12 protein-coding genes are annotated in these 12,357 nt (G+C 49.1%); 3 read left to right on the plus strand and 9 right to left on the minus strand.

Going from position 1 to position 12,357, the window contains the following annotated elements; all coding sequences use genetic code 11:
- Positions 1-93: 93 nt before the first annotated feature.
- From HPY31_RS16255 to HPY31_RS16270, 4 genes are all read right to left on the minus strand, one after another.
- Positions 94-1,182 (minus strand): glycoside hydrolase family 15 protein, encoded by a 1,089-nt coding sequence (locus HPY31_RS16255; RefSeq protein WP_172141552.1) that lies wholly within the window; start codon positions 1,180-1,182, stop codon positions 94-96.
- 167 nt (positions 1,183-1,349) lie between these two features.
- The gene (locus HPY31_RS16260) at positions 1,350-2,174 is read right to left on the minus strand and encodes an inositol monophosphatase family protein (protein WP_015892578.1); all 825 of its coding nucleotides are present in this window, start codon (positions 2,172-2,174) and stop codon (positions 1,350-1,352) included.
- A 285-nt stretch (positions 2,175-2,459) separates the two neighbouring features.
- A complete protein-coding gene (locus HPY31_RS16265; protein WP_016743075.1) occupies positions 2,460-2,672 on the minus strand; it encodes a CstA-like transporter-associated (seleno)protein in 213 nt (70 codons plus the stop codon).
- Positions 2,669-4,759: a carbon starvation CstA family protein gene (locus HPY31_RS16270; RefSeq protein WP_016743076.1), complete on the minus strand. Its 2,091-nt coding sequence runs from the start codon at positions 4,757-4,759 to the stop codon at positions 2,669-2,671. The genes HPY31_RS16265 and HPY31_RS16270 overlap by 4 nt, the downstream gene beginning before the upstream one ends.
- A 256-nt stretch (positions 4,760-5,015) precedes the next feature.
- Between HPY31_RS16270 and HPY31_RS16275 the strand changes: the two genes are divergently transcribed.
- The gene (locus HPY31_RS16275; RefSeq protein WP_172141553.1) at positions 5,016-5,501 is read left to right on the plus strand and encodes a hypothetical protein; all 486 of its coding nucleotides are present in this window, start codon (positions 5,016-5,018) and stop codon (positions 5,499-5,501) included.
- A 59-nt stretch (positions 5,502-5,560) separates the two neighbouring features.
- On the opposite strand, the gene HPY31_RS16280 is transcribed toward HPY31_RS16275, so the two are convergent.
- The 5 genes from HPY31_RS16280 to trxA all read right to left on the minus strand — a co-directional run bounded on the left by HPY31_RS16280 (position 5,561) and on the right by trxA (position 10,839).
- Positions 5,561-6,343 carry a LytR/AlgR family response regulator transcription factor gene (locus HPY31_RS16280; RefSeq protein WP_172141554.1) on the minus strand — a complete coding sequence of 261 codons (783 nt, stop codon included), beginning with the start codon at positions 6,341-6,343 and terminating at the stop codon, positions 5,561-5,563.
- Positions 6,318-8,045, minus strand: a complete 1,728-nt coding sequence (locus tag HPY31_RS16285) for a sensor histidine kinase (RefSeq protein ID WP_172141555.1) — start codon at positions 8,043-8,045, stop codon at positions 6,318-6,320. The genes HPY31_RS16280 and HPY31_RS16285 overlap by 26 nt, the downstream gene beginning before the upstream one ends.
- A 160-nt stretch (positions 8,046-8,205) precedes the next feature.
- Positions 8,206-9,033, minus strand: coding sequence for a GNAT family N-acetyltransferase (locus HPY31_RS16290; protein WP_172141556.1), 828 nt, complete (start codon positions 9,031-9,033; stop codon positions 8,206-8,208).
- Positions 9,034-9,204: 171 nt separating this feature from the next.
- Positions 9,205-10,296, minus strand: coding sequence for a 4-hydroxyphenylpyruvate dioxygenase (hppD, locus tag HPY31_RS16295; RefSeq protein WP_016743081.1), 1,092 nt, complete (start codon positions 10,294-10,296; stop codon positions 9,205-9,207).
- Between the two features lie 225 nt (positions 10,297-10,521).
- Positions 10,522-10,839 (minus strand): thioredoxin, encoded by a 318-nt coding sequence (gene trxA, locus HPY31_RS16300; RefSeq protein ID WP_172141557.1) that lies wholly within the window; start codon positions 10,837-10,839, stop codon positions 10,522-10,524.
- Between the two features lie 289 nt (positions 10,840-11,128).
- On the opposite strand from trxA, the gene HPY31_RS16305 reads away from it, so the two are divergent.
- Both HPY31_RS16305 and HPY31_RS16310 read left to right on the plus strand, forming a co-directional pair.
- On the plus strand, positions 11,129-11,527 hold the full coding sequence (locus HPY31_RS16305; RefSeq protein ID WP_172141558.1) for an RrF2 family transcriptional regulator: 399 nt from the start codon (positions 11,129-11,131) through the stop codon (positions 11,525-11,527).
- A gap of 102 nt (positions 11,528-11,629) precedes the next feature.
- Positions 11,630-12,310: a class I SAM-dependent methyltransferase gene (locus HPY31_RS16310; RefSeq protein ID WP_172141559.1), complete on the plus strand. Its 681-nt coding sequence runs from the start codon at positions 11,630-11,632 to the stop codon at positions 12,308-12,310.
- Positions 12,311-12,357: the final 47 nt, after the last annotated feature.

The raw sequence follows: 12,357 nt of genomic DNA on the forward strand, positions 1-12,357 counted from the left end.
CGGACCGATCATTGAATAAAAAAAGGTATTCAGGAATGTATTTTTCTCCTGAATACCTTTTTTAAATTCCCCGACCAACCAGAAAGCCCCTCTTCAAGGCTGGTACTGAATGCCGAGCTCTGCCGCCAACACGAGAAACATCGCATGCGACCAAAGGAGCGGTACAGCGGGATGGCCAGCTCTCTCCACCCACAACTCATAATGAGCCGGGAAAAGCAAATGCTCCTGTACTTGTTCAGGCAGTCCGTTCGCTTGCCGCTGGGAAACAATCCATGCTACTATCTTTTCTGCTTCTTCACGCCTGCCCGTTTTCACGTAATACCAGCCCAACCACGCAGATAATAACAGCCACTGCCCTCCGCCGTAATACGTATCAGCCGGGTAGCGATGCACGCCGTTTCCTGCGCGCAGCTCCTCTTCTATGGCCTGCACGGTTCGGAGCATAAGCGGATCATTCACGTCGACGATCCCATACGGCAGTGCCAGCCAGAGAAGACTTGCATCCACAGAATGATCCCCGACGGATTTTATCAATCGCCCGTTGGCTGTACCATGCGCGCGTATGAATTGGCGAATGGCCTCTCCTTGCTGAGCGAGTTCGAAAGCTCGTTCAGGCAAATAAGGCTCCATCGCCTTGATCCCGGCATAGATGGCTCCCAACGTCACTGGATGGATTCGATCTCCTCCCTCTTCCCAGCAATCAAAGTTCGGGAGCTGCCAGCACGCCACTATATAATCAATCGTCAGTTCAATCGATGGCTTGAGCTCGTGAATCAAGTCATGCTCTCCACTCATCCGCACATGCTCAGCCAGCCCCCACAGCCATGTCCCGTAGCCATCTAGCTGAAAGCTGCCCCATTCACCTGTCACTTCTTCTCCGTCCGCCGTATAGCGCGTATGCAAAAAGCGGTCGCTTCCCGCATCATTTTTGTCTAATCCATTTTTTGCTGCTGAAATGGCTTCTCTTGCCTTTGTCTCATGCTTTCGGATCACATCATTACACCATTGGTAAAACTTGCGGGCACTATCATGCTTGCCAGTACGGTTCATCGCGTAGGCCGTAAATGTTCCATCGCGGAGCCACGCATACTGATAGTGGACAAATGCGGGTGAAGCGAGATACGCCCCGGTACTCGCTTGATGCTGTAGGATCAACTTGACACTTTCCTCGATCAGGGTCATGATTATCCCCCCTTATTCGGACAAGCCGACTTCGTACCAAATACAGCCGCTGCTCATCTTCGGGCTATGCTTTTATAGCATATGCACCCGACATCCAAACGAAAACCCAAGATGCATAACAAAAGAAAACCCACTGGATGCGCATGTCCGGTGGGTTCTTTGTACACTTAATTTTGTGAAGGAACATCGGTATGTTCCGATTTCAGGAACTGCTGCAGCTCCTCATAAAAAGTCGGGTTACAAGCCATCACGCTGCTTTTTTGGTCGTACGGCAGTGGTGTCCCCGTCATGGTCGTCACCCGGCCGCCCGCTTCTTCTACAATAATGCGAGCTGCGCCGAAATCCCACGCATTGAGCTGCATACTGACATAGCCATCTAGTCTTCCCGCAGCCACATACGCCATTTCCAGAGCGGCGCTTCCCAAGAGGCGCATTCCGCGAACCTTCCCAGCAAGCTTTTTCACAATCAAATCGATGCCGATCTGCTCAGCACGCTTGTTCCAAAATACGCTCGTGCATAACAAAGCTTGCTCCAGGCTCACTTCTCGATTCACCTGCAAGGGACGATCATTGAGAAAAGCCCCTTCCCCTTTTACTGCATAAAACAACTCGTCTCTGGAAGGATCGTAAACCGCTCCGACCATTCCCTCTCCCTTATGATACACAGCAATGGAAACGGAAAAATTGATTTGCTGATGCACAAAATTGGTCGTACCATCAATCGGGTCGATGACCCAAAGCGTGTCATACTGCTTGTAATCCTCCACATGTGCACTCTCTTCTCCAAGAATGCCGTGATCAGGGAAGCGTGCAAGAATCATCTGAATGACGTGATTCTCCACTTCTTTATCTACGGCTGTAACAAGATCGGAGGCAGATGTTTTATACTCGACGGTAAAAGGCTCCTTCATTCGCTTCAAACTCAGCTCACCCGCTGAACGGGCGCATTGCAAAGCGAGCTCCTTGAGAGCCGCCAGTGTTGATGCTTGCACACGTATCGCCACCTAAAACTTGACTTATTTTTTCACAAAGCACGCCCTTTTCTTTTAGAAAGAGAGGCTTCGATGTTTTAATTGAATACGATGAAACAGCTCGTGTTAAAAAACGGCCATGCTATATGATTTAGTGTACCATACTTTACCTGCTGTTACACCACACGTTAGCCATGAGGAATGTGCCTGAAATGTCGTTGCTTCACCCAGCACCCGGATTATTGAAAAAGGGTCTCTCCCTCGTCATTTTCTGACTGGGGAGACACCCTTTTTTACATGACCACTTTAGCAGCAGCGCGTTACGCCGCCTTTTTCAAATCGTTCGGTCAATGCGTACATGTAATACTCACGTTCCGTCATCGGAAAGATACCCGGTGCCCCATGCGTCTCGTACCAATGGGCGAGATAGCGATCATAGTCTGGCATTCCGAAAATGGTTTTAATAACAGAGCTCACTTTGCGCATTGCCTTTCGCATGGCTCTTAGCTTACGCCTCATGCTACGTGATGTCCTTTCCCGTCAAAAACATTTCCTTTGGACTTGATGTACGGCGACTCCTGCAACGGATAGTGCTTGCCGCGGAGAATATTGATCCATACCCGCGCACCATCGAGAATGATCCCAATCGTAATGACCATGAAGATCGCACATACCACAGCATCGATCTGGTCGTTGAAGATCATTTTTTGTGCAGCTTCTATCGTTTTTACTCCTTTTGGCAGCGTGCCCGCATCCAGTGCCTTTTGGAATGCTTCTGCATGCGAGAGGAAGCCGATTTTTGGATCAGGATGGAACAGCTTTTGCCAGCCTGCTGTCAGCGTAGCCGTCGTCAGCCAAGCCATCGGTACGAGTGTGATCCACGCATAGGCGGCTTTGCCCATTTTGAAAATAATCGTCGTTCCCACCGTAAAGGCAATCGCGGCGAGCATCTGGTTGGCGATACCAAAGAGCGGCCACAGGGTGTATATGCCTCCCAGCGGGTCCATGACACCTTGGAGCAGGAAGTATCCCCATCCGATGGTAATGATCCCAGAACCAATCAGATTACCTGGCAGCCAGTTGACTTCCTTCATTTTCGGAATGACGTTGCCGAGCATGTCTTGTACCATAAATCGTCCGACACGCGTTCCCGCATCGATCGTCGTCAAAATAAAGACAGCCTCAAACAAGATCGCAAAATGATACCAGAATGCCATTAATGCCTTGCCACCCAATACACCCGAAAAAATCGTCGCCATCCCGATTGCCAGTGACGGTGCTCCGCCCGTCCGGGAAAGGATCGTCTTTTCTTGAATGTCGTTGGCGAGCGTTGTTAAATGGTCAGGGGTTACGGTATAGCCCCAGCCCGTTATCGTCGTCGCAACCTGGACTACATCCACGCCAATTGCTGCGGCAGGTGAGTTGATCGCAAAATAGACACCGGGAGTCAACACGCACGCTGCAATCATCGCCATAACCGCGACCCCAGACTCCATCAGCATCCCGCCATAGCCGATCAATGGCGCATGCGATTCCTTCGCGATCATCTTCGGCGTTGTTCCGGATGATACGAGTGAATGGAATCCTGATACGGCTCCGCACGCGATGGTAATAAACAAGAAGGGAAATAGATTTCCTGCAAAAACAGGGCCAGTTCCATCAATGAACTTCGTCAGTGCTGGCATTTGCAACGGTGGCAGTGTCAGCACAATTCCCACCGCCAATACCGCAATCGTCCCTACTTTCAAAAATGAGCTGAGATAATCGCGCGGTGCCAACAGCAGCCACACAGGCAAAACCGAGGCAATAAACCCGTACACAATGATCATCCAGGCAAGCTGTACTTTGGAAAACGTGAAAGCTGGTCCCCATGTTGGCGATGCAGCAACGATTTGACCGAGCCAAAGGGAAAAGAACAAGAGAGCAAGCCCGATAATCGAGCCTTCCAATACCTGCCCAGGTCGTATATACCGCATATACAATCCCATCATGATCGCGATAGGCAGCGTCATGAATATCGTGAAGGTAGCCCACGGTGATTCAGCAAGAGCGTTAACCACAACCATGGCCAAAACAGCAATCAGGATAATCATAATGGCAATAATACCAATTAAAGCGAGTGCTCCGCCAACAGGACCGATCTCTTCCTTGGCAATCTGACCGAGAGACTTTCCATTGCGACGCATCGATCCGAACAGAATAATAAAGTCTTGTACCGCTCCACCGATCACGACCCCGACGATAATCCAGATCGTTCCCGGCAAATATCCCATTTGCGCAGCCAACGTAGGACCTACGAGCGGGCCTGCTCCTGCAATCGCAGCGAAATGGTGCCCAAACAACACCCATTTGTTCGTGGGTACGAAGTCTTTGCCGTCGTTGTTCACTTCTGCTGGGGTAGCGCGATTGTCATCGAGCGCCATTAGTTTTTTGGCTATGAATTTGCTGTAAAAACGATAAGCTACAGCATAAGTGCAAAATGCGGCTGTCAGTAACCAGAACGAGTTGACTGATTCCCCTTGCCAGAGGGCTATCATCCCGAATCCGACAGCACCCAATGCGGCTATCCCGCCCCAAATCAAAAGGGAAAGAAACCATTTCTTCATCCAAGTCGCCTCCTTCTATTTATGAAATATTCAGGCAATGAACCTTAGAAAAACGTATCACATCGGACAACTTGCCAACATAAAAAATGGCTGAACCGTACAAAAACAGGCACAAGCTGCACCATCCTCGTTTGAGTGTAAGCGCGTTCAATTTGGGGACGTAGAAAGTCTCCGCCCCTAGTCCGATACAAACCCCTCCACAATATGTTAAAGTTGTACATAAATTGGTATGGAAATCAAAAAGGAGAAAATGCACATGCGACGAATCGGAGGTTACATCATTATCGGAATCGGAGCGATTTTTGTTCTGGCTACCTACCTGAAGGTACCGCTCGCAATGGACATGCTTTGGCCAGTCTTCCTTCTCATCCCAGGAATCGGGTTTCATATTTTCTTTTTTATGAACCCAATGCCGAATCGCGCTGGATTGCTCGTGCCAGGCGGGATCTTGCTTGTTTATGCTCCACTCTTCTTTTTCAGCCAGCTATTTTTTCATGGGGATATGAGCACGACGTGGCCCTTCTTCCTAATTGGTCCTGCCGTGGGGCTTACGGAGCTGTACCTATTCGGCAATCGCAAACCCGCTCTCTTGATCCCCATTGGCATTCTCACCGTTCTCGCTATCATATTTTTGATCGCGAATCTGGCATCTACCCAAGTAGGCGGCATCATCGGCTTGATCCTGATCGTATTGGGCGGGATCATGGTGACACGTAAGAAAAACAATGACTATCCCATGTAAGCAGTCAAAAAAACAGACCACTCCTCCCTTAAACGGGACGCAGGATTGGTCTGTTTCTTTTAAAACCCCAATCGTTTCTTCAATTCCTTCACGACATTGCGGCTAACAGGCACTTCGGTTTTGCGATGATCCTGCATGACTAGATGAATCGAGCCTTTAAACCAAGGGACGAGCTCTGCCGTTTTAGATAAATTGACAATGAAAGCGCGATGCGTCCGAAAAAACTGTTGGCGTGACAGCCTGCTCTCCAGCTCCTGCAACGTAAAGGTGGTCGCATATTGCTCACCTGCTGTATAGATGCTCGCATACCTTCCTTCCAAGGTGGCAAAGACGATTTCGTTTGGATCAATCAGCATGATCTTGCCGTTTTTTTCTACCGGGACACGACGTGGCTGAGTATCAACCAGCACATTTTGCAAAAGGGATTGTAGCCTTTCCTCCAGTAGCGGTGACGCGTCCAATGCAGGTTCGCTTTTCTGCCTCATTTTTCGTACCCGGTTCATCGTCTTTTCCAGACGTATTTCGCTGAACGGCTTGACGATATAATCAACGGCTTCGGCCTCAAATGCTCGAACCGCATGAAATTCATACGCACTTGCAAAGATGATGACAGGTGGATTGACCATGGATTCCAGAAGCTCCTGCCCCACATCTACACCATCCCTGTCCTGCAAATGGATGTCCAAAAAGACCGCATCCGGCTCTGTCTGAAGCACCGCTTCCAACGCCTCTTCCCCACTACCCGCCTCTCCTACTACGGACACTTCCGAAAACTGCTCCAGCAAATACCGCAGCTCTTCTCTGGCAGGCGTCTCATCATCGACGATGAACACTTTGAGCACTGACGTTCACCCCTATCGGTAATTGTATGGTGCATGTTGTCCCGCTCCCGCTTTTGCTCTCGATCACGATTCCATACGGTTCACCGTAAATCGATTGAAGACGGCTTTTTACATTGGTAAGACCGATCCCAGATAATTGCCGACCTGCACGCTTCTCATCTAGTGCTCGCTCGGATGGGTCAACCTCCATTCCGACTCCATTATCTGCCACTGTCAGTTCGACGATTTGCTTTTCTTTGCGGCGCGCACGAATCACTACAGTACCCCCTTCGCGCTTGGGCAACAGCCCGTGCTTGACCGCATTCTCTACCAGCGGCTGCAAAATCAGTCCTGGCACAGTAAACCGCTCTACGCCATCCTCGATGTCGTACTCTACATGAAGCTTGTCCCCGAACCTCGCGCGTTCGATAGCCAAATACGCTTCGATATGCTCCAGCTCACGCGCCAGACTGACATATCCGCCAGAATCATGCAAATTACGGCGGAAGTACTCTCCCAAATGAATCAACAATTCACGAGCTTGTTCGGGACGGAAGCGAATAAACGAAACAATCGTATTGAGCGCATTAAACAAGAAATGCGGATTGATCTGCGCATGCAAGGCTCTGATTTCTGCATCTGCCAACAGGCGGGACTGCTTCTCTAGCTCGGCCAGTTCGAGCTGACTCGATATCAGGTTCCCCAATCCACGGACGAGTTCCAGGTCCACTGCAGACAGTTTGCGCGAGCGATCCTGATACAGCTTGAGCACACCTGCTACTTCACGTCTTCGCATCAGAGGGACAAGGATCGCATAGCGCAAGGAACAATTCGTCTCCCTGCACCCAATCTCTTCCTTCGTCTGGGCAATCTTTACTTCTTTGGTCGATAGGACTTCGCGGGTCGCCTTGGTCGTTATGCCTTCTCCCACTACGTGATGAGACGATCCTGCACCAACATGCGCAAGTACAGAGCGCGTATCGGTAATCGCTACCGCTGCTACACGCGTCGTCCGCAAAATTTCCTCCGCTACCTTTTGGGCAGAATCATAGGTCAGCCCTTGACGCAAGTACGATAGTGTTTTGTCCGCTACTTGCAGCGTTCGCTGGGCTTGGAGCGCCCCAATCCGATCCTCTTCCTTTTTGGCCAAATCAATAATAATGATCAAAATAGCAATTCCAACCGAGTTGACGACTGACATCGGTACACTAATGGCCTGAACCAATGCCAAAGCGTCAGCGTACGGACGTGCGATGAGCAAAACAATGCCCATTTGCAGCCACTCCGCCAAGAAACCAACGAAGAGTGCTGTCGTCCACCCGATTTTTTTGCTGCGGTTACGGAGGAACTGATAGATTAATCCCGCAAACAAGCCCTCGCTTATGGTCGAGATGGCACATGCCAAATCTGTAAAGCCCCCCAAGGAATACCGATGAATTCCCGCAATCAGCCCTGTCATCAACCCTACCCAAGGACCAGCTAGCAAGCCTGCCACGACCGTCCCGATCACGCGTGAATTCGCAATCGCATCCTGATACCAAATGCCATTATAGGTACCCAGTATGGAAATAGCAGAAAAAATGACGACCATCAGTGCTTTTTCCCACCATGTCGCTTGCTGGTTCAATATGCTGCGGAATGCACGTACACGCGTAAACAGCAAAGCTATCACAATCAAAACCGCCGTCCGCTCCGTCAATGGAACCATTAATGCCAGATTCATTGGTTTATCCCTCTCAATCGCTGCCCGATCGTTCCTGTTCATTTCCATAACTAATCAAAATATTCACTCTTCACATCGTATTTCCCTTTCGCTTCTCTTCCTTTCTTGGTAAAAAAGGTTGCCGAAGTAATTTCGCCAACCCATGGATACCCGTATCATTTCAATATTCGAATTCCAATATTTTGCACTTTTCTTTCGACTCAAATCCTAGCTTTGTCCCCAGACGTACCGACTCCTCGTTGGTTTCTAGCGTGGTCCAGTGCGGTGTCAGTCCATGTTCCATGCAATGCTCCAGATACGCTACGCAAGCAAGTGTAGCAAAGCCTTTGTTCATGTCGGCTTCCTCGTACGTTTCCACGCTAATTTCATGGTCACGCCCATGGACACAGCAGGACAGGCAAGCACTCACAATCGCATTTCCTTTACATACGCAGAAACCTACGCCCCACTGCAAAAAATCATCCACCGAATGATAGAATTCCTCTACAACCTCGATCAGGATGTTGTCGGGGTCGTTTTCGATGACACCTGCATCGATTCTATTCAAACTGTATCCTTCAGGCAGAGAGCGGTAGCTGATCTTACGCGCTTGGTATTGCTCGGGATTGAACTCGTAGTAATACTCCCAATCCGTTTCGATCTCTCGATGCGAGATGGCTTTGGTCACTGCTTTTTCCCACTCTTCATCTGGGACAACTGCCAGAAAATGAGTGCCCCCGCATGATTCGGTCGTATATCTGCGCAATTCCCCCTCGATAAAGGCACCAAGATCCGCTGTGAACGCTTCATTGGCAGCATCCCCGACGAAAATACTGATCACACCGGTTTGATCGACCAAGGCTGTCCGGGGCTGCTCCACATCGTCTACGAAAATCGCTCCTCGATTTGTTCCATTGATAATCGCCTGGATGGTCAAATCATTCACGTTATCAGGTGATAGCAACGTCGTGATTTTTGCATAATCATTTGGTTTCAATCGATGAATCATCGCAATTTCGGTCCTTTCTCGCTCTTTTGGACATCTGTGTAGTTATGCGACTTCCAACATTTGGTTACTATTAGTATAGAGGATAGAGTCTAGTAAATGGTATAAAAAAGACCATCCCTTCAGCGTTTTCAGCCTGAGATGGTCTTGTCGTGCTCGTTTTCCCTCAATAAATTACAAGTTCCCTCTGCGCTCCTGCTCGCGCTCCAACGCCTCGAACAGTGCCTTGAAGTTGCCATTCCCGAAGCCGCGCGCTCCTTTTCGCTGGATAATCTCGATAAACAGCGTCGGACGGTCAACAATCGGCTTGCTGAACAGCTGCAAGAGATAGCCTTCGTCGTCTCTGTCGACCAAGACCCCCAGCTTTCTCAGCGCCTCGATGTCTTCGTCAATTTCCCCTACACGCTCTTTCAAATCTTCGTAGTACGCATCTGGGACCATGAGGAAATCTACACCGTTATCACGCAGCTTCGATACCGTTTCGATAATATCGTTGGTCAGGATGGCAATATGCTGTACGCCTGGACCTTTGTAGAACTCCAAAAACTCCTGAATCTGTGACTTGCGGCGTCCTTCTGCTGGCTCATTAATCGGGAACTTGATGCGTCCAGTTCCACTTTGCATCACTTTGGACATGAGGGCAGAATACTCCGTCGAGATGTCGTCCTCACTGAAATTTTGTACGGCTGTAAAGCCCATGACCTTTTGGTAATATTCTACCCACTCATCCATGATCTCGACGTTACCAACGATGTGGTCGATGCCGATGATACCCGTGCTCTCTCCTTTGACTGGAGATTGGTAAGCTTTATAGCCCGGGAAGAATGGTCCGTTGTAATTTTTTCGTTCGATAAAGGAATGGATGTTTTCTCCGTACGTACCGATAATCGCTTTTTTGACCGTCCCGAATTCATCGGTATACTCAGTCGGTTCCATGATCGGAATGGCTCCGCGAGAAACAGCCTCCCGGTAAGCCTGCTCACAATCCTCTACACGCAGGGCAACGTCCTTGACTCCGTCCCCATGCTTTTTCACAAAATCCGCGATCGGGCTGTCAGGCGTAAGGGCCCCACTGATCACAAACGTCATATGCTTCTGCTTCAAGACGTAGGAAACCTTTTCCCGAGAACCTGTCTCCAAGCCCGAATAGGCTACTGCTTCAAATCCAAACGCATTTGTGAAATAGTGCATAGCTTGTTTGGCGTTCCCTGTATAAAACTCCAGGTAGTCCCAGTCCTGAATCGGAAAAAAATCGGTATTGCTCATTGCCTACCCCTCCGCTTTCTTTTTCAATTATTGACATTATTTTGTGAATTGGGATTATTTTGTCGTTACCTTGAGAGTACATTGGAAGCGCTTCCCCTTGCAAGAGCACGAAACAACGCGAAAACGCTCAAACGCTTTTATTCATTAAAGTACGCATGCGTGTAACAACTGGATACCAAAAAGCCACCGATCAAGTTGACCGATGGCTTTCGCTTCGTTGTCCTATTACCTATGCTTGAAAACAAATTGTTTCAGTTCCGCTAGAGGGGCAGCTCCTACGGCCTTGTCAATCATTTCTCCGTTCTTGAGCAAAATGGTCGTTGGCAAACTCATAATGCCATACTGATTGGCAATCTCTTGTTGTTCATCGACATTGACCTTTAGGACTCTCACTTCGCTGCTATGCTCCCTATCGAACGATTCGAGTATCGGCCCAAAAAAGCGGCACGGCCCGCACCAAGGTGCCCAAAAATTGACGAGAGTATAGCCCTCGCTTTTTACATCATGTTGAAACGTAGTATCTGTCGTGTGGCAAATGCTCATTTGTAATTTCCTCCCCTTTTATGTTGAACAGTTATTTAAAAAGACCATTACAGAGCCTTAATATCCTTGATAGAGGCAAAAAAATAACTCCCTGTACTTGGATCATTTCAAACAACGCATTCACGGACTTATCATATCTATAATATCCCTCAAAGATTTTTTGTGTCAAGTTGCCCCATACAAAAATGGGCGTCGAAAGTGCAGATAACAGCACGAATCACTCTCCCCCTTGCTCATGCTCCCCATTCACTTTATGATGGATGTATTAAGTCCATGATTGAGGTGTCTTATGAAGTATTCACAGGCAACAGACTATGCCCTCCATGCGATGCTCTATCTGGTAGCAGAAGCCCCTGATAAACCCGTTAGTGTTCAGCTTTTGGCAGAGAAGCTAGGCGTTTCTCAAACATACCTATCCAAAATGCTGACCAAACTGGTCAAAGCTGGGTTGATCCACTCGGTCTCTGGCGCAAATGGCGGATACAAGCTCAAACGCAATCAAGATGATATATCGTTCTTGGATGTTATCCAAGCCATTGAAGGGACAACCTCCTTGTTTGAATGCAGCTTCCGTCATGATAGTGCCTGTCTGATTCAACAGGTTGTGGCTGAGGCCGAGCAGCAAATGATGCATACGCTAAAGAGTAAAAAAATTGCTGACCTGGTCCCACAATTCCCCAAACCATGATCCTTTGACGTAAACCATCTTCCATGAAACGCTCCGGCCGCCTTGACCGGAGTTTTTCTTCATAACGGTATCGTTCAATCGAAGAGAAAGGCGTGGATAAGGATGAGCCAATGGACAGAACAAGCCGCCAAGCAATGGGATCAATTTGCAGAAGACTGGCGAAAACGAAGTGAGCATATGTGGGAAAAAGGGAGCCGCAGCACCATCCTCCCCTATTTTATGAAGCATGTAGCTGTCCGATCTGGACCTGTTCTCGATGCAGGCTGTGGTGACGGCTATGCCAGTTGCAAACTTGCAGAGCACGGCTATCAGGTGGAGGGCATCGACATTGCCGGGGAAATGATCCGCCTCGCTCATGACCGGGTCATTTCCTCCTCAGGCTCTGTTCATTTTCAGACGGGAGATATCAGCGAGCTTCCTTTTGCCAATGATTCCTTCTCCGGTGTGCTCTCGATTAACGTAGTGGAATTCACGCCGTCTCCGCTCCAGGCACTCTTGGAGCTTCACCGCGTGCTCGCACCCGGAGGAGTTCTCGTCTTGGGTATTCTCGGTCCTACAGCTGGCCCACGCGCTCATAGCTATCGCAGACTATATGAAGAGACAACGATCCAAAATACGATGATGCCCTGGGAAGCCAAGCAGTTGGCGAGCGAAAATGGCTTCACACTGCTGGGTGAAGAGCCGGTATACAAAGAAGGAATTACGCCAGATATAGCGGGCCGTTTAAGCGTAGAGCTGCGGGAGGCGGTCAGCTTTTTGACCTTGTTTGCTTTGCGGAAATAGATTAGAATGCTCTCAACTTTCGTTACGTATGTCGGTCACACCTACGA

This window comes from Brevibacillus sp. HB1.3 (assembly GCF_013186635.1).
Classification (GTDB): domain Bacteria; phylum Bacillota; class Bacilli; order Brevibacillales; family Brevibacillaceae; genus Brevibacillus; species Brevibacillus brevis_D.

What these genes read in the sequence shown, in the direction of transcription:
- trxA (WP_172141557.1), bottom strand. Translation starts at nt 10,839, where the DNA reads ATGAGCATTTGCCACACGACAGATACTACGTTTCAACATGATGTAAAA.
- HPY31_RS16290 (WP_172141556.1), bottom strand. Translation starts at nt 9,033, where the DNA reads ATGATTCATCGATTGAAACCAAATGATTATGCAAAAATCACGACGTTG.
- HPY31_RS16255 (WP_172141552.1), bottom strand. Translation starts at nt 1,182, where the DNA reads ATGACCCTGATCGAGGAAAGTGTCAAGTTGATCCTACAGCATCAAGCG.
- HPY31_RS16270 (WP_016743076.1), bottom strand. Translation starts at nt 4,759, where the DNA reads ATGAAGAAATGGTTTCTTTCCCTTTTGATTTGGGGCGGGATAGCCGCA.
- HPY31_RS16265 (WP_016743075.1), bottom strand. Translation starts at nt 2,672, where the DNA reads ATGAGGCGTAAGCTAAGAGCCATGCGAAAGGCAATGCGCAAAGTGAGC.
- HPY31_RS16285 (WP_172141555.1), bottom strand. Translation starts at nt 8,045, where the DNA reads ATGAATCTGGCATTAATGGTTCCATTGACGGAGCGGACGGCGGTTTTG.
- HPY31_RS16275 (WP_172141553.1), top strand. Translation starts at nt 5,016, where the DNA reads ATGCGACGAATCGGAGGTTACATCATTATCGGAATCGGAGCGATTTTT.
- HPY31_RS16305 (WP_172141558.1), top strand. Translation starts at nt 11,129, where the DNA reads ATGAAGTATTCACAGGCAACAGACTATGCCCTCCATGCGATGCTCTAT.
- hppD (WP_016743081.1), bottom strand. Translation starts at nt 10,296, where the DNA reads ATGAGCAATACCGATTTTTTTCCGATTCAGGACTGGGACTACCTGGAG.
- HPY31_RS16310 (WP_172141559.1), top strand. Translation starts at nt 11,630, where the DNA reads ATGAGCCAATGGACAGAACAAGCCGCCAAGCAATGGGATCAATTTGCA.